Below are 23492 nucleotides of genomic sequence, written 5' to 3'. Positions count from 1 at the left end.
TCAAAATAGATTCCAAATAGAGTTTGATAACAAAAGTTTTCTATTTCATAGAATGAAACGCCACTCTATTTCCTTCAGTATCTAAAAAAATAGCCATAAAACCGTTTTCTCCTATTGAAGTTTTTGGCATTAAAACCTTTCCTCCAGCTTTCTCTACTCTTGCTAAAGGAATTGATAAATCATCACCTCCATTAAGATAGGCAAATGTTCCTTCTTGAGAAGGTGTATTTCCATTTCCATGAGTTACACATCCTCCTACTCCTCCATCTTTATATGGAAAAAATGCCATTTTAAAATCCATTTCCATAGGTTGAAGTTTTGTGTCTAAGAGCTCACTATAAAACTTTACAGCCCTTTCAAAATTTGTGCTTGGTATTTCAAACCAACTAATTGCATTTGACATAATAAATATTGTATTGATTAAGAATAACTCAAAGGTATATGATAAGTGTCTTTGAAAAAAGTATTAATTTTACAAAAACATAGGTTTCTAAAATGAAAAAAAACGAAGAACTATTTTACCTTATCAAATCATTAACCAAGAGTGAAAAGCGTTATTTCAGGCTCAGTTCCAAAAGTGGAGAAGATGCCGAATACCTACTTTTATTCGATGCTATTGAAGCTCAAAAAACATATGATGAAGCTTTGATCAAAGTACAGTTTTCAGACAAACCTTTTATTAATCAACTCACCACTATAAAGAATTATCTAAAACAGCGAATTTTACAATCACTCCGTAACTATCATGCAAAAATTTCTATACAAGCAGAGTTAATAAGTATTATTAAAAATGTAGAAATTTTATTCCACAAAGGATTATATACTATTTGCAACAGCGAATTAAAAAGAGCCGAAAAAAAAGCTATTAATTTTCAACAAAACGTATTACTATTCCAGATTAAAGATTGGAAAAGAAAAGTTCACCAAGCACTCAATCCTCAAGATTTTGAAACATTGAAAAGTATTATTTCCGAGCAAAAAAAATGCCTAAACTCTACCTCTGATTACATAAACCTTCTGCTAGCTAATACAGACCCTATAAACTCTTCATTATCTCACAAAAAGACACATCACCTCCAAAACAAAACCCTAAAAACACTCCATTCTTATAGGAAATACCTCGCTTCAAACAATCGAAAAAAGGCAAAACAACTTATAGAAAAACTGATCAAAGAATGGGAACAACAACCAGAATTATTGAAAGAATATTTCACAACATACTTTTCTGTTTATAATAATTATCTTGGATACCTCGTTTTTGAAAAATTGCACAAAGAAGCGTTTATTAGAATATTAGTTTTAAAAAAGAAAGCTTCGGAAATCACAATCAATTCTGCCGCATTAATTAAAGAAAAACTCCGCCTTTACAATATTGAATTAGAAATACATAGAAATTTAAAAGACATACATAACACACAGGAAGTGATCGAAAACATTCATGATTTTATTTTAAAAAACAAAAAAGTAATTCCAGACAGCTACTTGCTCTCTTTTAGGTTCCAGTTTGCAAACATTTATTTCCAAAAAAAAGATTTTCAGAAATCACTTCACTGGATCAACGACATTCTTAACAATCAAACAAAGAAGGATCGAAAAGATCTAATAACCTACACCTATTGGCTTAATATTTTAACACATTATGAACTTGGAAATGCATTCTCAATGAGATACTTGATTGATGCGCTTAAAAAACGTATCAAAAGACAAAAAAACATAGAATTCTATGAAAAGGCCATATTCAAATTTTTAAGCAAAACGATTGAACTTTCAGAAAAAGATAAGAAAGATGCTTTTGGGCAATTAGCTATTGATCTAAAAAAAGACCCAATTCCTGATTTCATTCTTGGTTATGTAGATTTTACTCAATGGATAGATCGGAAATATGAATTATCGTCTTAATTTCTTACAGTCAGATAATTTTGTAATCTTTTTTCTTAAATAATACTTTTACAATTACGTATCAAACACCAAGAGTAAGACCAGCATGAATGATGCAATCAATCTTCTAAAAACCACCTTAGACAACTTCCATAAGCTTACAGATGAAGAGTTTCATGATTTTTCGAAAATCTCCGAATTCACAAGCTTCCAAAAGAAGGAATTTCTCTTAGAAAGTGGACACTATAATCATGGAATATTATTTATAACCAAAGGAATTCTAGGTTTATATGAAACTATAGAAACAAAGGAAATTTATACCTCTTTTTTTCAGGTATCAGACTTTGCAACAGAAATTACAAGTTTAGCATCTCAAAAAACTTCTCTAAAAAACATAATTGCAATTACTAATGTAGAAGGGTTTTACATAAAAAGAAATGACCTATTACAACTATATGACAAATCTATTTCTTTTGAGCGTTTAGGAAGAAAGTTATTAGAACATCTCTTAAGTGAGCAGCATAGATTTACTACAATGCTTACTTCTTTAAAACCTAAAGACAGGTACAAATATTTATTAGAAAACAATCCTAAACTGATTCAGCAAATCCCGGTTCAATATTTAGCATCTTACATTGGAATTGCTCGAGAAACCCTAAGCAGAATCCGCAAAAGAATGTCTTAGCAAATTCCAATCAATATTAATTTCATTTTGTGATAATCGTCACAAAAATCTCATATCCTTATACCTAGTTTCACATTGTTTAAAATTCTAAAAAATTATAACAATGAAAAACTTAGTAAAAATTGTGTTATGCGTGGCATTTCTTGGTACCGCTGATTGTAAATCTCAAAACTCACAAAATGATATGAAAAATGAAATTATAACCATTATAAACAAATTTGTAATAGCAGGAACAGAACGAAATATAGCTGCTTTTGATGAAATTTTACATCCTGATTTTAGGGTTGTAGTTAATCAATATCCTACACCAGACAAAACTGCAATTATACCAAGTGCAGGATATATTGCACTAATGACTCAAAAGAAAATAGGTGGTACAGCATACCATACTGATATACTACATTTGGACGTCAAAAAACACTCCGCAACTGTAATTGTACTATTAAAAACTCCTAAAAACAGTATGCAAGTAACTTTTTTACTTGTTAGAAATAAAGAGAATCAGTGGAAAATTATCTCTGATTTCGCAATTCAAAATCCAAAAGTGTAATGTGATGTAAAAGCCCGTAGTTTTACACTACGGGCTTATTCGATTTATAGTTATTGATTATGAAAAACTATAGTGAGCTTAATTAAGTTATAAAAAATCAAACTATAAATCTATTGTAAACAAACCTAATTCATCAATCATTCACAACTTATTATTCAAATAAGATACCAGCTAACTGGAGTAAGTTTATCTCCGCAATCTTAAGATCATATTTTGCCTTCGCATAATTATTCCGAGCATTAAATAGGTTAATTTGCGCCTGTCTAAATTCAATTGCAGATACCTGACCAAGCGTAAATTGTTTCTGTGTTTTATTAAAACTTAACTCACTAGTAATTATATTTTTATCTTCTGCTTTTAGAACAAACTGTTTATTCGAATAATCTTCATACGCATTATACACCTCTGTTTTTAATTCTTCCTGAGCCTTATATAATTCTATCTCTCTATTTTGTTTTGTTATTTTAGATGTTCGAATTTTAGTTCTATTTTTCCCGCCATCGAATAAATTCCATGACAAACTTAACCCCAGATTTACACCATAACTTTCATTATTAAGAGCGAATGAAGTCACTGGGTTTTTACTTTCATTCCAATTATAACTTGCGCTACCATTAACTTTAGGAAGGAATTTAGCCTTATTTATTTTTATCTCTAATTCACTTAATAATACATTCTGTTGATTCAGTATAGATCTCACATTATTACTCATAGCACTTTCGAGTATTTGATCTTCATTAAGTTTTTCTGAAAAGACTACTGTTGTGTCTATATTATACTCTTGGTTGACATCTCTACCTAACAATAAATTTAAGTTTCGCTTTAAATTTTTATAATCTTTATAAGCAGATTCATATGAAATACTATCATTATTAAGGTCAACTTGCGCATTGAGCTCATCTAATTTCGTGCCTTGTCCATATTTCAATTTTCTTTTTGCTCGTTCTAAACGATCCTTAGAATTCTCAATATTCAATAGAAGATTATCTGTAATCTGTTTTTGATAAGCTACGTTATAGTAGGTGTCATATAAAGAAACTATAGTGTTTTCTATAAGTTGTCGTTCTTCTATTTTTTTGAGATTAAAATTCTCATCATTTCTTTTAGCATTGAACTTACGTTCTAATCCATCAAAAATTGTGTATTCAGCAGTTAAGGAAGCATTATAAGATTCTGTAATTGCATTATTTACTTTGGTACTGGTTCCATCAGCAAAAGTCACATTTTGAGTTTCATCAGCATAATTTACACCTCCAGAAACTGAGACTTTTGGTAAGTACCCCTTATTAAGTAATCCTCTTTCGATATTCGAAATATTTGTGTTATTTTTTCCAATACGAACATCGTAATTTTTCTCTACTGTTATTTTTATTGCTTCATCTATTCTAAGTAAATCTTGTGAAACTACCGGAGAAACAATAAACATACCTAATAATACTACCAAGATCTTATTCTTCTTCATTTGCTACTTTTTGTTCTATGATTGCTCGCTCCACTTCTTCCTTATTTGGTTTTTTACCGGTTTTTATATATCTGATATATACTTTGATAGTATTCGAAAAGGAAAGAAAAACTGGAAGTATAAATAGTGTTAACGCTGTGGCAATAGCTATTCCATAAGATATTGAAATTGCCATAGGGATTAAAAATTGAGCTTGAAGACTTCTTTCTAACATTAAGGGTGCGAGTCCTGCTATCGTAGTTATTGAGGTTAAAAAAATAGCTCTAAAACGCGCCCTTCCCGTTTGATAAAGCGCTTCTTCAAACGATAAGCCTTCTTTTAAAAATGAATTAAATTTATTGGTAAACACTAACCCATCATTTACTACAATACCTATCAAACCTACAATACCTAAATACGATAAAATACTCATTGAAAATCCATGTAAATAATGCCCCCAAGCTACTCCTATTATACAGAAAGGGATAAGTGACAATAGTATAAATGGCTGGCTAAAAGATCTAAAAGTGAACACGATTACCACATATATTAAAAAAATAGCAGCAGGTAAAACCGAAGCAGCCGAATCTGCTATTTTATTAACCTCCCTATTTTGCCCTTCTGCAGAAACTGCAACTTCAGGATACTTACTTTCAATAATATCAGCAACTCGTGTTTTTAAATCTAACATTATTTCTGACGCACTAACTTTTGCATTTGCAATATCAGCTTCAATCGTTACTTCTCGAATTCCATCTAAATGATTAATGGCCACTTCACCTCTTTCTATAGTATATGAAGCAACTTCGGATAAAGGAATACGTCCATTAGATGTACTAATCTCAATGGTATTAATATTATTAATGGTAGATCTGTTTTCCTTATCATATCGCACCCATATTTTTACTTCATCTTGACCACGTTGAATGCGTTGTACTTCATTTCCATAGAAGGCATTTCGAACTTGTGTCATTAAACTATTATAACTTAAACCCAAAAGCTGAGCATTATCCTTCATTTTTAAGTTAATTTCTTTGATTCCTTTTGGTCCAGAATCTGTAATATCTTTAACATCTGGATTCTTCTTTAATTCTGTAAACACAATCTCCTTTGCCTTATTGATTTGCTCAATATTATTTCCTTGTAGAGATACCGAAATTGGAGATCCTCCAACATTTGCACCTGAATTAAACGATAATTTTTCAACTATTGGAATATCTCCAACCAAAGCCCGAATTTTTTCGGTGATTTCAACTGATGAAATAGAACGTGTTTCGCTAGGAGATAAGTTAATCATAATACTACTAGATGAACTGCTTGGACCAACTCGCTTTACTGTGCCAATGATATGAGATCCATTAACTTCATTAGGTCCTAACTCTTCATTAATTTCCCAAACACTATTTTCAATATAAGATGCAATAGAATCTGTAACACGTTCACTGGTACCTTGAGGTGTATTGACTGTAGCGATTATTTGATCACTTGCGTTTGTCGGGAAAAAAGTTAATTTGATAATACCGCTATTAAAAGCTCCCATTGTGATTATAAATAAGAATAGAATAATAGCGAATGACAAAAATTTATTCTCAAGGCATTTTTTATAAATGGGACTATATACCTTATCCCGTAAGAAGTTCATAAACCGTTCTCCTAGTTTATTGAATTTACTAACCTTCGTTATATCTTTAATATCTCTAGAGTGTGCTATATGAGCTGGAAGAATTAATAAAGCTTCTATTAAAGAAACAAGCAGTGTTAATGTAACTACCATAGCGATATCGCCAAAAAAATCTCCAATTTGCCCATCTAAAAAGAAGAATACTGAAAAGGCCAATATTGTTGTAGCGATTGCAGAAAGAATTGGTTTTAATACCTCTAAAGTACCGTTAATGGCGGCTTTGATAGGAGATTCCCCTTTTTCTCTTCTACTATAAATGTTTTCTGCGATTACAATACCATCATCTACCAATATCCCAATTACCAAAATCATCCCAAACATAGAAAGCATGTTTAGTGTTACACCATAGTTTGGTAAAAGAATGAACATTCCAAAAAAAGATATAGGTAATCCGAAAGCAACCCAAAATGCAACACTAGGTCGTAAAAAAAATGACAAAAGCACTAAAACTAAAAGCATTCCAACAACAGYATTCTCAAGCAACAAGGAAATTCTATCCTCTACGAGATCTGCTGTATTAAATATTGATTTTAACTCAATGTTTTCATTTTTTGCATTAAAATCTTTAATATATTTTTTTACACTATCTACACTGCTAATTAGATCTTCAGAATTAGTATTCTTCAAGTCAATTTGGATTGCCTGCTGTCCATTGTAAAACAGTTTATCCGGATTCTCGCTAAAAGTATCATTTAATTTGGCAATATCCCTAAGGTATACTTTTGGTCCATTGACAGATGATTTAATCACTATATCACTAAGACTTTCTGCAAAATATGCTTTATTATTAGCCCTAATCAAAAACTCTTCATCCTTTGTTTTTATGGAGCCTCCAGAAACATTAACATTCGCTTCTGACACAGCTTTTGCAACTTGCTCGAAAGTCATATTATAATTTCTGAGCTTGGCTTCAGAAATAGAAATTTCTATTTCTTCATCTGGAAATCCTGCCAATGAAATTTGAGAAATACCGTCGAATCTTAATAATTCATCTTGGACTTTTTGCGCATACTGTTTTAATATTCGTAATGGAACATCTTTACCTGTAATGATAAATGTGATAGCAGATCTTGTCGGTTTAACTGTTTCAATTACAGGAGGTTCTATTGTTTTAGGGAATGAGGGAATTCTATCAACTGCATTTTTCACATCGTCTAAAATCACGTTAATATTAAAATCAGATAATGTTTCGATGGTAATTGTGGCATTATTTTCCTGTGAAACTGAGCTGACTCTATCGATCCCAACAATGCCCTTAAGGTTTCGTTCTATTTTTTCCACTATACCTTCTTCAACTTCTTCTGGAGAAGCTCCTGGATAGGTAACCGTAATCTGTATTGTTCTAGCTTCTGATAAAGGAAAAAATGAAGAATTCATTTTTTGATATCCTAAAAAACCAAAAATCAAAAATCCAATGATAAAAATATTTACAGCAACTGGATATTTTATAAAATAGGCCAGAAAGTTCTTCATAATTTTTGATTCATTTTTATTGACATACCTGGATAGGCGTTAGCAATATTTTGATTGGCAATAATATCTCCTTCCTCTAATCCTTTAACAACTGAATTATTTCCTTGATAATTGATTACTTGTATTTTTTTCAATGCCAATTGATTATCTTTTACTACATACACCTTATTACCTTCAAGAATTAGCGCATTATCTATTATAAACACATCAATTAATTCTTTCCCATTGATCTGAGCCTTTAAATATTGACCATCTTTTAGAGACTCATTGGCTACTTCAACAATAACATTAACACTCTGCGTATCCTGATTTATTTTGCCATTGATCCTTGAAATTTTGCCTGTAAAAGAACTAGAATCATCTATTGTTTTAAGATTTACAGAAATTCCTTTTTTTAGATATTTATTATCTGATATTGGGATTGAAAGATTTAGCTCGAAATTAGAATCATCTACAAATTCTCCGATTTTCTGACCACTTCTTATTAATGTTCCTATATTTATATTAGACTCTGTAACTATACCATTGAAAGGAGCGGTTATATAGTATTTGTCTAAACGTTCTTCTAAATTGAGAATGTTATAATACGTGCTATAAATGTTTTTCCCAGATATAAACAGTTTTTCTTCATTGGAACTAAATTCTGGTAGTATTGGTGTTCTAGAATTTACACTAAGGCTTTCTAAATAAACCTCCCATTTTTTGTACATATCTGGATAGTCAATTTCCATATCTGGAAGCATTGCTGCTATTTGATTCATTAAATCACTACGAGCTGATTTAATTTGAGCGGCATGCTCTCTACTATTAATAGCTATTAAATGATGGCCTTTTCTAAATCTATTCCCAATTTTAAAACTGGTATTTGTCTTTTGAACGATTCCCTGTACTTCACTATATAATTCTATCTTTTCAGTCGCTTTGAGTACACCTGTAGCTTCCGTTATATAGGGCACATTGATTAATTTAACAKATTTTACCTTAATTACCTTTATAGGCGACTCCATGATATCATCATTTGCCTTATTGCTTTTTACACCTAGTAAGTAAAAGACTAAGATTCCCAAAACCACAAGTAAAATTCCTAAAATTATGCTTATGTATTTTCTCATTTCCTGTTACATTTTCATGTTTTTCTTCATATGATCTCGAATATCTGGTGCCACATCTTCTTCAAACTTTTCTAGTTGCTCAGTGGTCAATACTTTTTCCAATTCAGACAACTTTTGTTTTTTTATCTCTTTCATATCTCCAATTTTACCAAACATGCTTCCGTCAGCTTCTATTAAAACAACCATTTCACTAGTGTATTTGAGGTTAATCGCTTCCACCTTTTCAATTTGTTCATTATTTAAATCTAATTCTTGAATCATTTTTTGAGTTTGATAGTCTGCCATTTCATTTACATCCATTTTTTGTTGTGCAACAATAATGGTGTTCGTAATAAGAGTGATTATTACGATAAGGATGTTATTTTTCATCTAAACAATTTTTAATTAAACTTCAATTTTCTAAACCATATATCCTTTAGACTAATATTCACATTAATCATATTAAAGTTCTCTTCCACGAGAATTCCCGAAACGGTTCCTCGTTTCCCCGTTGCATATGAAATATTAAGCTTTGAACCACCCCTAACACTTATAGGAAAACCTATACCAACCGTCATACTATAATTATCAATCGCTTCATCATTTACTTTTAGATATCCAGAATCATAATTAAATCCTGCTCTAAACTCGATATTTTCCCAATACTTTAATCCAAGTTCTTTGGCTCTATACTCAGCTCCAAAACTGAATATACTTTGATCCACATAATCACCTATATCATCACTTTGATTGGTAAAACCCCACAAATTTCCTTGGTAATCCAAATTGATTGTAAGTGAATTGAAAAAGGTAGCTTTAGCTCCTAAACCTAGCTCTAACGGGAGTTTAAATTTTTGAATCTTTAGATTATTTTCATCTTCCACTTCAGTGGGAATGAAGTCCAAACTTTTAGAAACACTTCTATCTTGAGATCCATTAAGAGAAGTAGGAGAGTTTGACGTAAAACCTATAGTATATTGATCATCTATTTTATATTGTAATCCAAACCCTAATCGAAAACCATTATAATAGTTCTCTTCGATAACATTTAGAAATGTATTATTAAAAATGATGTTTTCTGTTTGATCTATTGAACCGAATAAAAAAGATGGTCTTACCCCTAGACTAAAATTATCAAACAATTGATATCCATAAAAAACACTCAAATCATTGAGGCCTCCGGAACCTGTTATATTACTAATAAATTCTTCCTGAGATCCTTCTATATTAGTTTTAATTCCAATTAATGCATAACCAACATCCGTAAACGGAACTATTGATATTCCCATTCCTGACCTTTTGTTAATACTAAAACCCATAGCCAAGTTTGAGAAATTAGAGGAAAATCTGTTTTCATCTTTGTCATTCGTAGAAACTTTATTTAACTCTCCTAAGAAACCTATATCTAGTAAAAAGCTCTTATCAGAAATACTTGCAAAAGATGCCGGATTAAGTGTATTCAGTAAATCATTACTTTCTAAAGCAATTCCACCTCTTCCAAGTCCACTATTTCTTCCTATATTTGAGTTAGTTTGTACTCCAAGTCCAAATAGTGAATACGGTGATCCTGTTAATGAATTAGTTTGCGCTTTGATAATTGGCATTGAAAAAAACAATACCCCAAATACTATTTGATACTTATTCTTCGTCATAAATGGCATATGTCAATATTAAACGAGCTTTAAAATCTGAACTACTTTCTCCTTCCAGTAATATGCGATCAACAGTCTGATTAAAATCTTGTGAAAAAAGAACTAAGGAATTGTCTACTAACGGAGCTTCTTCAAGTTCTTGTTCTAGATAAAATCCAATAGGTATTTCATATATGACTTCATTAAATTCTACATTTTCTTGATTGATTGTAGCAAAAACGTTTCCTCGACCATTAAACAACCTATCAACCAAATCATTATTTTGGTCAGCAATATCTACTGAAAGAGAGTCCCTAATAGGCAATAAATCATCAAAAGTTTGAGGAGGTGGTTTTATTTGCAGCGTTGCATTAAGAATTGTGCCTGTACCTGGAATATCATAAATTTTATGAATAGAAGGAAATTGAATTCGAGTAACATAACCTACTCCTGCCTGAATATAACTTCTGTTATTAGTATCATCAGATGATGCATTAATTTCTTGATCCACGAGTGAATCCAAAAACGTGTTTGATACATTACTTTTAATGTTATTAAAAGATGTTGGGGAAATTGTTGCAGGATCTATAAACAAATCAAAGGTTTCCTCGTCATCACCAAACTCTCCTGGAACGGTATAAAAAAATCGGAGATACGTATTCTCTTGATTTTTAGAAAACCCTACTATAGATGCATTGTCATTCTCTCCTGGTTGTAATGAAAAACCTTTGAAATTTCTTCTCAATTCTTCGTCATCTTCAATATCTCCATCTTTAATTTTATCAAATATGTTTTGTCCAAAATCCCTTGGTAAGGAAACATGAAGAGAGTCTTCTTTAAAAGGTTTAGGAGAATAACTTCTACTTACAATTGGTATTGATTCAAACGGTAAAACACTTGTATTATAGAACACATCATCTTCTGGAATTACATCATCCGTTAGTACATGAATATTTACCTGACAAATTCTAGTTGTATCACTATAAAAATACCTGTCGTATCCTAATATCATAGCAATACTATCTAACTCAGCATCGTCTGGCAAACTATAATCAGAAGGAGTAAGCTCGAAGTAGTTAGAAGCTCTAATAATACCAAAAACATCATCATGATACTGCCCAAGTAACAGCCTATTACTATTAGAAGTATTAATACTATCAAACTTAAATGTAGATAATTCAACAGAGAAGGTATCAATAGAAATGATCCTAACATTAGAATCTGTGAAATCCTGACCTACTTCAAGCGTCGGAATATCACCTTCTTGATCAGAACAGGCAAGTGTACAAAATATACTTATTAATATACCCATTAGTTTCTTCATTCTATTACTATTTTGAGTAGCAAAACAAAGAGACTTTTGAGTAACAAAAAATCATAATCTACTGATTAGCAACAATCCTATACCAATCTTTTTTTTTAATCTACCAACCACCAATATGGAGTTTCATCGACACAAACGCTTTATTCGTATATAAAAAACAACCACAAGTATATCTTTTTTTATGATACTTCAGCCCTATTCTACTTTTATCCCAAAATCATTATAAAGTGAAGTATCCATTTACATTAATAATTATAGTTTCTGGAATCACCAATATACTATGGAGTCAAAACCCTAAGGGTGAAATAGGAGGTTTGGAATACGGTATTATTCCAAATGTTGGAGATACTCAAATTGAAAAATATGCTTTCAATCTGAACTTTGGATCTCAATTAGGAAAAAACGTTTTTGGATTTGGTTTTTCCTATACTTTATATGATTTCTTATTTAAAAAAGATTCCTTTATTGATCTAGATCTTACAGATTACGAAAAAATTCAAGACATACAATTAAGACTGTTTTATCGGTATAAGATTAATGACTCTTGGTCTGGTAACATCATATTTTCCCCTTCTTTATCATCTAATTTCAAAGGAAACATTAGCGGTAATGATTTATTGATAAATTCAATAGTTTCAATATCTAAAAGATGGGGTAATTACAAAAAACAGGCAATACTAAGGTTTGGATTAAGTTTTGGTACTGGATTAGGAAGACCTCAATTACTTCCTGCAATTTCTTTTAGAAAAACTATCAACCAAAATTGGAGCTATTCTATTGGCATCCCAGAAACAGGAATAGATTATAATTTTAGAGAAAGAAATACTATATCTATAAAAGCAACCTTTGATAGTCTTTATGGAAATGCCTCTTCATCTGTTACATTTCCAGACTCTGGTAGCCTAACAAATACGAAATTACTATATACCTCCTTGAATACAGGTTTTCAATATAACTATAGGATTCAACCCAACTGGACAGCAACTATCAATCTTGGTTACACACCTTGGAATCAGCTAAGAATTTTAGATGGAGACAATAATGAATTATACGATATAGGATCGGAAAGTTCTGGGTATATATCCATGGGATTAAAGTTTAACTTAAATAAAATGATGAATGAAAACAAAAAATAATCTATTTATAATTTGGCGAATACAACTCCAAACGTTGAGTCTACTATCAATGGTTTTTCTGATAGTTGTAGGATGCTCTGATGACGATGATGATGAGCTATTAGGAAATTGGGTTGATCGATCTGTATTTGATGGGACTCCTAGAAGTAGTGCGGTAGCATTTTCTATTAATAATATTGGTTATATGGGTACTGGTTTTGACGGAGACGATTATCTAAAAGATTTTTGGAAATACGATATGGAAGGAAATTTTTGGAGTCAACTAGCTGATTTTCCAGGTATAGAACGAAGTGCTGCTGTTGGCTTTGCCATTAATAATAATGGATATATAGGGACTGGTTTTGATGGAGACAATGAACTAAATGATTTCTATCAATATGATATATCTACAAATACTTGGGTTCAGATTTCAAATTTTTTAGGCGGTAATAGAAGAGGCGCAGTTGGTTTTAATTCTGATTCTGCAGGATATGTAGGAACTGGTTTTGATGGGGATAATGATAAAAAAGATTTTTGGAAATACAATCCTTCCACAGACGAATGGACAGAGTTAGTCGGATTTGGAGGTGACAAAAGAAGAGACGCTCTAACTTTCACTATAGCTGACAAAGTATACCTGGGAACAGGAATTTCTAATGGAATAAATCAAGAGGATTTTTGGGTTTTCGATATTTCTAATGAGACTTGGACTGCATTAAAAGATTTAGACGACAATGATGATTATCAAATTACAAGAAATAATGCCGTAGGGTTTAGTATAGGGAACAAGGGATATGTAGCTACAGGAAATATAGGTTTTGGTCCATCAACATCAATTTGGGAATACGAGCCTTCAACTGATCTTTGGGTAGAAAAAACGGCATATGAAGGAATTACTAGAGAAGATGCTATTGCCTTTTATAATGGTACGAAAGCTTTTGTTGCATTAGGTAGAAGCGGAACATTATACCTAGATGACAATAGAGAGTTCTTTCCCCTTGAAACGGAAGATGAAGATGATTAATAATTATGATCAGGTAGTATACTTGTTTTGCCACACTACACCTTCCGTGCACATGCTACCTGATCTATTTTAAAAACTATGAAAAAGTTTCTTAGATATTCAATTACATTTACACTAATCGTTTCCAGTGCAGTTCTATTAATTTTACTTACTCAAAAAACAGTTTCTAACGAAAATGAGTATATATATACCCTTAGACTAAAAGAGCTCTCAGGAAATACCTGGTATTACGAAATATATACAAGGAACAAGTTAATTATTAAACAAGAAACTATTCCAGGTATTTCAAAAATACAATATTTCAATACCAAAGAAGAAGCCGAAAAAATTGGGCTCTTAGTAATTCGTAAACTAAAATCAGGTATTATCCCGACGATATCAATAAATGAATTAAACCAATATGATATCACTTTCAAAAAATAACTATCTTAATCCTTACAAAAAAGTAATTCTATTGAAAAAAGGCTATAAGATTAATGAAATTTGGATCCATATTATTATTTGGCTATGTTTTTTTACACTGCCTATAATAATTGCTATTCCCGAATTAGAAGAAATACGAATAGATTTTATTTTTAGAGGTCTTAGTAGCGCTTGTCTATTTTATATAAACTATTTAGTGCTTGTTCCAAGGCTTTTGTTAAAGAAAAAAATATTCTTATATATTATAGTGTCTATAGGAGTTTTAGTTTCTTTTAATTACTTACTAAGAAATTTTTACCCCATCCCTCCATTAGAAAAATTGGATAAGTATTTAGAGTTGGAAAATGACCGTCCTATCAAAAATTTAAAATATATCATCCCCGCAATTTTCTCATTTGCCTTTTTCCTATTAGGAGGTATATTTAGTCTCATGGTGGATTTTTATAAAAGAGAACAAACTGCTAAAGAAATAGAAGCAAAAAGAACAGAAAATGAGCTTCGATTTTTAAAAACTCAATTAAATCCTCATTTTTTATTTAACTCTTTAAATAGCGTCTATTCATTAGTTCGTAATAAATCAAATGAAGCGCCAGAGGCAGTAATCACTTTGTCAGAATTAATGAGATACATGCTATATGAAGCAAATCAGGAAATAGTTTTTCTGAAAAAAGAAATTGAATACATAAAAAATTATGTCTCTTTACAACGATTAAGACTTGCAAATAGCGAAAATGTAAAACTTTTAATAAAAGGAAATTATGAAGATAAAAAAATATATCCGCTGCTATTGATCTCTTTTATTGAAAATGCTTTTAAATATGGAACAGATTTTAAAGGAAATACCATTATTGATATCAAAATTCAAGTTGAAGAGAATACTCTTAAAGTAACCATAAATAATATCATAGGAACGTATAAGAAAAATGAAGACTCTTCAGGAATTGGGCTAACAAATATCAAGAATCGTTTAGAGCTTTTATACAAAGATGCGCATACGCTATATATTAAAGAGGAAGAAAACTATTATAAAGTTGATTTAACACTAACACTACAATAAAATGAAGTGTATTATCATAGATGATGAACCATTGGCACTAAACATCATAAAATCATATTGTGATGATTTAGGAACTCTAGAAGTAGTGGGAACCTTTACGAATGCGTTGGAAGCATTAGATATTATAAATAGTCATAATATCGACCTTGTTTTTTCTGATATTGAAATGCCTCAAATTAACGGTATCGAATTTATTAAAGCACTTAACCATAAACCGCTTTTTATTTTTACAACAGCGTATTCCCAATATGCTATTGAAGGATTTGAGCTAAATGCCGTAGATTATTTAGTAAAACCAGTTCCTTTTCCAAGATTTATTAAAGCTGTAAATCGAGCAAGAGAAATTTTCGAACTAAAAAAAAACTCTACCCCTATATCAATTTCTAAAAAAGAAGAAACCCAATCAAATACTGCTCCGCATCAATTTATTTTTGTGAAATCCGAATATGAAAACATCAAAATAGAATTAGCACTGATTAAATATATTGAGGGCCTAAAAGATTATTTAAAAATTCATACTAACACCGGAAAACCTATTCTTACCTTAATGAGCTTTAAAGATATCCAAGCCAAGCTTCCGGAAAACAACTTTGTAAGAATTCATCGATCATTTATTGTAAATATAGGCCACATTGAAACTGTCCAAAAAAGCAAAGTGATTATTGATAAGACTAGAATTCCGATTGGAGACAGTTACAAGGCTGATTTTCTTAAAAGAATTGGAATATAATACTACCTAAACTCTGATTTTGGAATATATTTATTAGAACGAAAATGTATTAATCGTAGTTTTAATACGCAGGCAAATATCCATAAGGTTTTTAATTTTTAGTTGCAACGATATTGTTTATTTTTGGTCTGTTATTCAAAACCATACAATGAGATTATTGCTTTCTATATTATGCTTACTTACCATTTTCTTTTCTGGTTGTAAAAAAGAAAATACCAATACCATTCAAGAGGAAAATGATATTGTTCAATTGGATAGTTTATCTAAAGAAAAAGCGACTATTGATATTTTAAAGTTATCTCCAGAAGCTTCTAAAGATTTAGAAAGTTTCGAAGATTTCCAGAATCTTAAAAATCTGGTTATATCAATGAAAGAATCTAATCCATTTTATGTTAAAAAGTATGCTGATAGTATGAATTTAATGGTGTTAAACTTCAAGGAAAATATTTCTGAAGATCTTAAAGTAAATACTATTATTTCTCGTATAGCCGTTTTAGCTACAGAATCGGGTTTACTTTTACAATTAAGTGAAAATAAAACGCCGGATTCTCAAAAGCTAATCAACGCCAATATTAGGTTAATTACAGCATATAACAGCCTTGTTATTCAGCTAAATGAATTATCTCTTGCCATTCCTGAAAATATAGAAAAAGAACTATTACGAGAGCGAGATATTTTGAGAGATTCTATCGAAAATCCTGAAGAAGATATTATAGAAATTGAAGAATAGCTTATTATGAAAAAAATTATTGTCTGTTTATTTTTATCGATATCACTAAACTGTTTTGCTCAGCAAAAAAACGAAGCAAAACAAGATATCAATGAAGTGTTAGAACAATGGCATAAAGCAGCCGCTGACGCCTCTTTTGACACGTATTTTGGATTAATGACAGAAGACGCCATATTTATAGGTACTGATCCCACAGAAAACTGGGATTTAGCATCTTTTAAAGCGTTTTCAAAGCCTTATTTTGACAAAGGAAAAGCATGGAGTTTTAGTACGCTTGAAAGAAACATCTTCACCCAATCAAAATCCAACTTAGCATGGTTTGATGAGCTATTGGATACTCAAATGGGTATATGTAGAGGTAGTGGAATATTAGAAAAAACAAATACAGGCTGGAAAGTTAAACACTATGTATTATCCATAGCAATACCTAATGAAAATGTAAAGGAAACTACTGCACTTAAAAAAACGTTTGATAGTGACTTAATGGAAAAATTAAGAGCTCAATAAATCTTTTAAATCAGTGAAGTAAGAAAGTCTTCTAAATTTGGATAACATTGAGTAGCCCCGTTATCCATTAATTTCTCTCTATTCTTTTCTCCTATTCCAATAAAATCTAAAGAAAGGTTTTGTGCAGTTTTTAAATCCCAAAGTCCATCACCAAGAGACACTATTTTCGCAAAGCCTGATGTGTCATAAAAAGACTTTGCTCTTTCTATTGCATCCATAACGAATCCCTCTCTAGATTCATGAGTTTTAGAAGTTGCTAATAACCTTTCATCATACCAAATATCACATTGGTCTAACTTTAAAAATGCTGGTTTGGGCAATGCTCCTGTAGCAAAACAAAATGGTATTTGATGGTCTTTAAAATGGTTTATTAAATTTTTCGCTCCTTTGATCTCCTTTACAGGATCAAATTCATTCATTGCAACTATCAAATGGTGCTCAAATTCATCTAATAAATCAACCGGAACACTTTTATCAAAATTACGTTCATAATTGTAACGTAATGCATAGCTATCCGTATGATGCTTGTAGTTGTTATAATCTGTATCTATATCAATAATATTCAAAGCCTGCATAGCTTTAGTAACAGACATAAGATACATAGGAACACTATCCGTTAAAGTGCCATCTATATCAAATATATATAATGTATCGCTCAAGAATGTATTTTTGATTTACAATGAATATTTTAAGGAAGCAATAAAGTTTCGACCAGCTCCAGCAATACCTGACGAATACGGTCGGTATCTTTGATCTGTAATATTTTCCACCGTAAAAGTAGCCTGTAAGCTTTTAGTGAATTGATATCTGGAACGCACATTGAGTGTATACCAAGAAGGTGAATAAGGATTACCATTCTCATCCAATGCATACAAAAAAGCATTATTTTGCTGAGATGGTGCTAAATCTTCAAAATCAAACTGACCATTATAAATAGCAGACACATCAACCATCCATTTATCATTTGCATAGGTCAGGTTAGTAGTTCCAAACTGTGGCGCAACATGTCTAGATGGCGAAATTGATCCATCATCTAACTCTTCTTCTCCTCCTGTAAACGTATATTTAGCAGCCAGATCTAAGTTCTTAGCAAAATTATAGCGAAATCCTGCTTCAAATCCATAAACCTGTGCATTTGCTGCATTCTGTATTGCTTGCACATTGCTTAATTCACCTCCGAACAAAATTTCAGTTTCTCCATTAAGAGCAAAATCTCTACGCACCAAAGCATTGTCAAGCTGTGTATAATACGTTGCTAGATCAATCTTAAAATGTTTACCCACATTTGCAGTTACACCTAACTCTCCATTATAAGCATATTCAGGTTCTAAATCGGGATTAGGAACTACAACAGATCCAGGTTCGGAATCAAAAATCTTTCCTACATCATCAATATTCGGTGCTCTGAATGCTGTGGAAAAGTTCAATTTCCAATGGAGTATATCATTCGGAAGCCAGCTAATACCTGCAGTACCTGTAAATGCTTCAGTATCTAAATTAGCTTCAGTAAATGGAAAATCAAAGAAGTTATGATCAAATTCAGAATATAAAATAATCCTATTATAGCGCAATCCTCCTTGAAATCTTAATTGTTCACTTAGCTTACTTTTAAGACCAACATACGCAGCTATAGACTGCCAAGTAGATCCATCCGGATACCTAGATGGTGCAGCAGCAATTTCATTGGTCGATATATTGAGTTCAGAACCTTCAGAACCTACTTGGTTCAATATATATTCTAAACCATAATGTATCGTTGTCTTATCGTCAAATTTTTTTTCAAAATCTAAATTTGCAGAATACGCGTCAACATTTTCTTTTGTACGGGTTAAAATAACGTCTCCAAAATCTCTATCATTCCTACTTTCCTGGAAATTTTGATAGGCAGCAGTAAACTTTAATTTATCATACATTTTATTCTTCCACTTGTTGGTAAGTTGAAGATTTCCCATTAACCATATTTGTGGCCCATAAAACCATTCCGCAGATCTTAAATTCCCATTTGTGCGTCGAATTAATCGATCATATCTTGGGTAATTTGAAGTTTCAGTATAAATAAATCCCGCATTAATATCCCATCTTTCGTTTGGGATAAAATGAACTTTTTGTAAAAAATTAATTTGATCATACCCTGTAAAAACCTGTTTTTCAGGTTCATCATTCTCAATCACAGTATCAACTCCATCAATAGTCTCTACGAATTCAGTTCGTAAATAGTCTTCGGGACCATGGCTACCCATTCTTAGATCATCGAAATCGGTATAACTCACACTTGTCAAAAATGCCCACTTTTCTAAACCTACATTAAAATCAATATGTCCGGTCTTTTCATTACTCGCACTTGCATATCTCACTATAGCATTACCACTTAATTTATTTTTACCACTAATGGCAAATTTTGGTTGTGGAGTATAAAAGTTCATAACACCTCCCACCGCGTCACTTCCATAAACAACAGATCCAGGTCCAAGAATTACCTCTGTTCTATCAACAGTAAAAGGATCGATAGATATTATATTTTGAACATTTCCACCTCTAAAAATAGCGTTGTTCATTCTTACCCCATCGACTGTAAGCAATAATCTATTAGTAGAAAACCCTCTAATAATAGGACTTCCTCCACCTAACTGACTTTTTTGAACAAAAACCTGACCGCTATTTTGTAAAAGATCCGCTGAAGTTTGCGGAGTTGAAAAAGCAATTTCATCCGAAGCAATACTAACAATTTTTTGAGTTACATCTTTTTTATCTTGCTCCCATTTAGAAACCGAAATAATAACTTCTGATAATTGATTTTCATCAACATCCAAATACACAATATTAGAAGAAGCAAGTATTTTAGTTTTTGTAGCAGAAGAAGTAATGTGAGATATATGCACAAAATACAATGTTTCAGATTTTGAAAAAGCAGAAATATCAGCTACACCATCAAAATCAGTGATTGTTGTTTTTGATTTCGCTTTATTGTGTATAGTAACACTTGGAATAGGCTGATTATTAGATCTACTAAGTACCGTAATACTTTGAGCAGCACCATCCATGATAAAAAATAAGGTAAATACAACAACGAAAAATAAGCGCATTACTTAACTAAAAATTTCATTCAAAATTGAAAGTGATCTTGGTTTTTTAAAGCCGTGCAAATGTAGCTCAAAATATACTAATAACATGCTAAGAATCTCATTTCTTGCCATTCTGGACAATTTAATATCCATACTCTCCTCAAATGTCGTGCCTAAAAACTCTTTAAAGTAAGAAACCGTTTGTCCATCCATACAATAAATATTAGAGCTATCATTTTGAAAACAGCCATCTTGCATATTAAAAACCGTTAAAGAAATATTAGATACATCTGGATAAAAACCAAGAAATTGCATAAGCTTTATCAAAAATGATATATGAAAATTACTTATGTTCTGATGCGCATCTAGCCAAAGAAAAGTAGTTTCTAAATAATGAAATAATTCTTCATTTACTTCTTCCTCCTGAATTGTATTTTTTAATATTTCGGAAAGAAAAAAGACTAGAGAACTTTTAACAAAATCAGTGTGTAAAGATTTATAAGGAACCAGGATTTTGGCTTCTTTAATTCTTTCTAAGGTTCCTTTATTTCTATGGTTAGCTTCAATTTCTAGCAAAGTTAAAGGCTGAAATAAAGAAGCTCTAATTTTTCCTCGTTTTGATTTAAGAACACCTTTAAGGAGATATGATCTTAATCCACTTGTCTTGGTTAGCAAAGAGACAATCAGGTCACTTTCACCATATCGTAAAGAATGAATAACTATAGCTGGAGTTTGTACAGTCATTATCTTACAATCAAAAGCTTAGAAACAGTCGTTTCTGCTTGATCTTCTCCAGTAACCAAAATTAAATATACTCCAGATGCAACACGATGCCTACCGAAAGCAGTAGTATCCCACTGGATGCTTCCTCCTTCACTTACTTCCTCGTATACTAAGTTCCCCTCGATATCCGTTATTTTCACATTTGCTCGACTTGTCAATCCTCTAATCGTAACACGTCCATTAAAACCAGGTCTCACAGGATTAGGAAACGCCACAACTTTATCCAAATTACTTTCTGGTCCAGTCGCTGTACCTTTAAACTCTAGTAAACCTTTTCCTGTGGCAAAATATACTGAACCCGTAGAATCATCAATCGAAATATCTCTAACATTATTTGTAGGCAAGGGAGAATTGTCTTCCGTGAAATGTGCTAATGTTTCCTGTCCATCAGGAGAAAAATAAAACACTCCTGAAGATGCTGTTGCCACCCATTTATTATTTGATCCATCAGCTTCTATATCTGTGATAGTTTCATCAAATAACAATTCTTGTGGAACACCTTCATCATCTAATATAATAATCTGACTTGCTTGTGGATTACTTTGTTGAAATGCTCCAGAAGGATTAAATAAAACTCTAATTCCTCGAAAAGTACCAATCCATAATTGATTATTTCTATCCATTTCTAACGCCAGTACATAGTTACTAGGCAGGTTAGAACCTTCTGCTTCTCCCAGCAACTGAAATTGATCATTTGTATTAGGATTATACCCAACTACACCCGATGTTTGACCTCCAACAAACAAATTTCCATCTCTGTCAATTACCGTATCTGAGAATCCAAGGTTTGATCTGGCATCTGATATAGACTCACTCAAATCTACATTCAAGATCTGTGTAGCTCCTGGAGAAAACCTTTTCAAACCATTATCAACTCTAGAATTATTGACCCATAAATTTCCGTCATTATCGAATACCGAACCATTTAAAAATATAAAATCTCCATCCGCTACAGTTGATGTAAAGGCCTCAAACCCATCAGATACTTGATACAAATTGGTAACAGTATTATCATTGATTTCTAATAATCCATCTTTTAAACTGCTAATAAAAACCTGATCTTCATTATTTGGGTTTATGGAAATATGAGATAATGAGGTAGCTCCTAAAACATCATCTCTAGAGATATTTAACCAACCTTCTGAAGTAAGTTTACTGATACCTCTTCTTTGTAATGGGAACGGATTAAAACTCACATCATATTGCCCAAATACTACCCATAAATTATCATTTAAAGCTTCCAATCCAAACACAAAATTGTTTAATGGACCTTCGGGTGAAACCAAAGTTTTAGTTGTTGGGTTACCTAGATCTACCTCTAATAATCCTCTAATACTCGTTCCTAAATAAATAGTATTACCTACACTTACCGATGTATTTAGAGAAAAAGAATCATTTGTGGTACTTAATACAGAACTTACTTCTGAAAAGTTTGTATCAAAAACTAAAGCTCTATCACTCAAAGAAACCGTTAAGTTTTCAGAGTCCGAATACATATCCCTAATTTCAGATGGCGTAGTTAACACATCGGTTAACACATTGTTTTCTAAACTTCGAATTAAGTCCAAATTTTGATGTACCAAAATTTGATTATTAAATGGTATAATTCCTCTAAAACTTCCTGGAATAGGATTGGCCCATTGATTAAAATCAACCAAATTTGGATTCGTAATATCAGCTACAAATATTCCATTATTAAAAGTTGTAGCATATAAAGTATTTCCTGAAACAGCAGTTCCAGAAATATTTATCTGCGACCCTCCAGGACCAATAAAAAAAGTATCTCCAAATTCAATTCTTTCCAAATTGAACTCTACAATTCCGAATTCTGTAGCTATATATAAGTTATTACCATTTTCGAAAAAATGATTTATTCTTTTTTCTGTTGGCGGAATCGTTGGAGCATCTACAATATCAATAAACGTTCTAACCTCATCATCTAAAATCAGTTCCAAAAGACCATTATCATAACCAATCACAGTAATATCAAACACTGTACTATGATAAATAGAAGATATTGTTTCTCCAGATAAACCGTTGACCGTTGAAAAAGTTTCAGAATTATTTGTCTCTGTATCGAAAATAAAAATTGAATTTTCGGATGCTGCATAGATTTGATTTTCTGCTGCATAAGAATCATTAATCTCAAAATAAGAATAATGCCCGGTCCATTGATTACTAAAATCTTGAGAAAAAAGAAATAATGGAAAAATTAGAAGTATTGATAATTTGAGATATTGCATAATTTTTGAGTGATATTAACTCTGCATTGATAACACGCTAAAATACTAATTATTGCTTTCAAAT

The 23492-nt window shown here is 31.5% G+C and carries 21 protein-coding genes; 10 read left to right on the top strand and 11 right to left on the bottom strand.

Annotated elements, in window-relative coordinates; all coding sequences use genetic code 11:
- Positions 1-40: 40 nt before the first annotated feature.
- Positions 41-403 (bottom strand): VOC family protein, encoded by a 363-nt coding sequence (locus GBO31_RS01275; protein ID WP_219006487.1) that lies wholly within the window; start codon positions 401-403, stop codon positions 41-43.
- Between the two features lie 92 nt (positions 404-495).
- Between GBO31_RS01275 and GBO31_RS01270 the strand changes: the two genes are divergently transcribed.
- From GBO31_RS01270 to GBO31_RS01260, 3 genes are all read left to right on the top strand, one after another.
- Positions 496-1899 carry a hypothetical protein gene (locus GBO31_RS01270; RefSeq protein ID WP_219006486.1) on the top strand — a complete coding sequence of 468 codons (1404 nt, stop codon included), beginning with the start codon at positions 496-498 and terminating at the stop codon, positions 1897-1899.
- Positions 1900-1984: 85 nt separating this feature from the next.
- Complete coding sequence (locus GBO31_RS01265) at positions 1985-2563, top strand: Crp/Fnr family transcriptional regulator (RefSeq protein WP_219006485.1); 579 nt, start codon at positions 1985-1987, stop codon at positions 2561-2563.
- A 103-nt stretch (positions 2564-2666) separates the two neighbouring features.
- Positions 2667-3113 (top strand): nuclear transport factor 2 family protein, encoded by a 447-nt coding sequence (locus GBO31_RS01260; RefSeq protein ID WP_219006484.1) that lies wholly within the window; start codon positions 2667-2669, stop codon positions 3111-3113.
- A gap of 151 nt (positions 3114-3264) precedes the next feature.
- Here the strand turns inward: GBO31_RS01260 and GBO31_RS01255 are convergent, their stop codons facing one another.
- From GBO31_RS01255 to GBO31_RS01230, 6 genes are read right to left on the bottom strand one after another with little or no spacing between them, the layout of a single operon-like run.
- A complete protein-coding gene (locus GBO31_RS01255; RefSeq protein WP_219006483.1) occupies positions 3265-4575 on the bottom strand; it encodes a TolC family protein in 1311 nt (436 codons plus the stop codon).
- Positions 4562-7708 carry an efflux RND transporter permease subunit gene (locus GBO31_RS01250; protein WP_219006482.1) on the bottom strand — a complete coding sequence of 1049 codons (3147 nt, stop codon included), beginning with the start codon at positions 7706-7708 and terminating at the stop codon, positions 4562-4564. The genes GBO31_RS01255 and GBO31_RS01250 overlap by 14 nt, the downstream gene beginning before the upstream one ends.
- Positions 7705-8820 (bottom strand): efflux RND transporter periplasmic adaptor subunit, encoded by a 1116-nt coding sequence (locus GBO31_RS01245; protein WP_219006481.1) that lies wholly within the window; start codon positions 8818-8820, stop codon positions 7705-7707. The genes GBO31_RS01250 and GBO31_RS01245 overlap by 4 nt, the downstream gene beginning before the upstream one ends.
- 6 nt (positions 8821-8826) lie before the next feature.
- Entirely contained in the window at positions 8827-9189 is a 363-nt protein-coding gene (locus GBO31_RS01240) for a hypothetical protein (RefSeq protein WP_219006480.1), read from the bottom strand.
- Positions 9190-9200: 11 nt separating this feature from the next.
- Positions 9201-10451: a hypothetical protein gene (locus tag GBO31_RS01235; RefSeq protein ID WP_219006479.1), complete on the bottom strand. Its 1251-nt coding sequence runs from the start codon at positions 10449-10451 to the stop codon at positions 9201-9203.
- Positions 10438-11754 (bottom strand): DUF4270 family protein, encoded by a 1317-nt coding sequence (locus GBO31_RS01230; protein ID WP_219006478.1) that lies wholly within the window; start codon positions 11752-11754, stop codon positions 10438-10440. The genes GBO31_RS01235 and GBO31_RS01230 overlap by 14 nt, the downstream gene beginning before the upstream one ends.
- Positions 11755-11981: 227 nt before the next feature.
- Here GBO31_RS01230 and GBO31_RS01225 point away from each other — a divergent pair, with 227 nt between their 5' ends.
- From GBO31_RS01225 to GBO31_RS01195, 7 genes are all read left to right on the top strand, one after another.
- A complete protein-coding gene (locus GBO31_RS01225) occupies positions 11982-12890 on the top strand; it encodes a DUF6268 family outer membrane beta-barrel protein (RefSeq protein ID WP_219006477.1) in 909 nt (302 codons plus the stop codon).
- Positions 12874-13893, top strand: a complete 1020-nt coding sequence (locus GBO31_RS01220; protein WP_219006476.1) for a Kelch repeat-containing protein — start codon at positions 12874-12876, stop codon at positions 13891-13893. Before GBO31_RS01225 ends, GBO31_RS01220 begins: the two co-directional genes overlap by 17 nt.
- 78 nt (positions 13894-13971) lie before the next feature.
- Positions 13972-14316: a DUF4907 domain-containing protein gene (locus GBO31_RS01215; protein ID WP_219006475.1), complete on the top strand. Its 345-nt coding sequence runs from the start codon at positions 13972-13974 to the stop codon at positions 14314-14316.
- 31 nt (positions 14317-14347) lie between these two features.
- Positions 14348-15373 carry a sensor histidine kinase gene (locus tag GBO31_RS01210; protein ID WP_219006474.1) on the top strand — a complete coding sequence of 342 codons (1026 nt, stop codon included), beginning with the start codon at positions 14348-14350 and terminating at the stop codon, positions 15371-15373.
- 1 nt (position 15374) lies between these two features.
- A complete protein-coding gene (locus tag GBO31_RS01205; RefSeq protein WP_219006473.1) occupies positions 15375-16103 on the top strand; it encodes a LytR/AlgR family response regulator transcription factor in 729 nt (242 codons plus the stop codon).
- Between the two features lie 148 nt (positions 16104-16251).
- Positions 16252-16833, top strand: a complete 582-nt coding sequence (locus GBO31_RS01200; RefSeq protein ID WP_219006472.1) for a hypothetical protein — start codon at positions 16252-16254, stop codon at positions 16831-16833.
- Positions 16834-16839: 6 nt separating this feature from the next.
- Positions 16840-17340 (top strand): nuclear transport factor 2 family protein, encoded by a 501-nt coding sequence (locus tag GBO31_RS01195; protein ID WP_219006471.1) that lies wholly within the window; start codon positions 16840-16842, stop codon positions 17338-17340.
- A gap of 5 nt (positions 17341-17345) precedes the next feature.
- Here GBO31_RS01195 and GBO31_RS01190 read toward each other — a convergent pair whose 3' ends face one another.
- The 4 genes from GBO31_RS01190 to GBO31_RS01175 are packed head-to-tail and all read right to left on the bottom strand — an operon-like array spanning position 17346 to position 23428.
- A complete protein-coding gene (locus GBO31_RS01190) occupies positions 17346-17999 on the bottom strand; it encodes an HAD family hydrolase (RefSeq protein ID WP_219006470.1) in 654 nt (217 codons plus the stop codon).
- A gap of 15 nt (positions 18000-18014) precedes the next feature.
- Positions 18015-20423: a TonB-dependent receptor plug domain-containing protein gene (locus tag GBO31_RS01185; RefSeq protein ID WP_219006469.1), complete on the bottom strand. Its 2409-nt coding sequence runs from the start codon at positions 20421-20423 to the stop codon at positions 18015-18017.
- Positions 20424-20426: 3 nt separating this feature from the next.
- The gene (recO, locus tag GBO31_RS01180; protein WP_219006468.1) at positions 20427-21146 is read right to left on the bottom strand and encodes a DNA repair protein RecO; all 720 of its coding nucleotides are present in this window, start codon (positions 21144-21146) and stop codon (positions 20427-20429) included.
- Positions 21146-23428: a two-component regulator propeller domain-containing protein gene (locus GBO31_RS01175; protein WP_219006467.1), complete on the bottom strand. Its 2283-nt coding sequence runs from the start codon at positions 23426-23428 to the stop codon at positions 21146-21148. Before GBO31_RS01175 ends, recO begins: the two co-directional genes overlap by 1 nt.
- Between the last annotated feature and the right edge of the window lie 64 nt (positions 23429-23492).

This window comes from Aquimarina litoralis (genome assembly GCF_019295435.1).
Classification (GTDB): domain Bacteria; phylum Bacteroidota; class Bacteroidia; order Flavobacteriales; family Flavobacteriaceae; genus Aquimarina; species Aquimarina litoralis_A.
This window is presented reverse-complemented; position numbering and strand designations above follow the sequence as displayed.

Excerpts from the sequence above, each read along its gene's own strand:
- GBO31_RS01275 (WP_219006487.1), bottom strand. The coding sequence starts at position 403 with ATGTCAAATGCAATTAGTTGGTTTGAAATACCAAGCACAAATTTTGAA.
- GBO31_RS01270 (WP_219006486.1), top strand. The coding sequence starts at position 496 with ATGAAAAAAAACGAAGAACTATTTTACCTTATCAAATCATTAACCAAG.
- GBO31_RS01265 (WP_219006485.1), top strand. The coding sequence starts at position 1,985 with ATGAATGATGCAATCAATCTTCTAAAAACCACCTTAGACAACTTCCAT.
- GBO31_RS01260 (WP_219006484.1), top strand. The coding sequence starts at position 2,667 with ATGAAAAACTTAGTAAAAATTGTGTTATGCGTGGCATTTCTTGGTACC.
- GBO31_RS01255 (WP_219006483.1), bottom strand. The coding sequence starts at position 4,575 with ATGAAGAAGAATAAGATCTTGGTAGTATTATTAGGTATGTTTATTGTT.
- GBO31_RS01240 (WP_219006480.1), bottom strand. The coding sequence starts at position 9,189 with ATGAAAAATAACATCCTTATCGTAATAATCACTCTTATTACGAACACC.
- GBO31_RS01235 (WP_219006479.1), bottom strand. The coding sequence starts at position 10,451 with ATGACGAAGAATAAGTATCAAATAGTATTTGGGGTATTGTTTTTTTCA.
- GBO31_RS01230 (WP_219006478.1), bottom strand. The coding sequence starts at position 11,754 with ATGAAGAAACTAATGGGTATATTAATAAGTATATTTTGTACACTTGCC.
- GBO31_RS01220 (WP_219006476.1), top strand. The coding sequence starts at position 12,874 with ATGAAAACAAAAAATAATCTATTTATAATTTGGCGAATACAACTCCAA.
- GBO31_RS01215 (WP_219006475.1), top strand. The coding sequence starts at position 13,972 with ATGAAAAAGTTTCTTAGATATTCAATTACATTTACACTAATCGTTTCC.
- GBO31_RS01205 (WP_219006473.1), top strand. The coding sequence starts at position 15,375 with ATGAAGTGTATTATCATAGATGATGAACCATTGGCACTAAACATCATA.
- GBO31_RS01200 (WP_219006472.1), top strand. The coding sequence starts at position 16,252 with ATGAGATTATTGCTTTCTATATTATGCTTACTTACCATTTTCTTTTCT.
- GBO31_RS01195 (WP_219006471.1), top strand. The coding sequence starts at position 16,840 with ATGAAAAAAATTATTGTCTGTTTATTTTTATCGATATCACTAAACTGT.
- GBO31_RS01185 (WP_219006469.1), bottom strand. The coding sequence starts at position 20,423 with ATGCGCTTATTTTTCGTTGTTGTATTTACCTTATTTTTTATCATGGAT.
- recO (WP_219006468.1), bottom strand. The coding sequence starts at position 21,146 with ATGACTGTACAAACTCCAGCTATAGTTATTCATTCTTTACGATATGGT.
- GBO31_RS01175 (WP_219006467.1), bottom strand. The coding sequence starts at position 23,428 with ATGCAATATCTCAAATTATCAATACTTCTAATTTTTCCATTATTTCTT.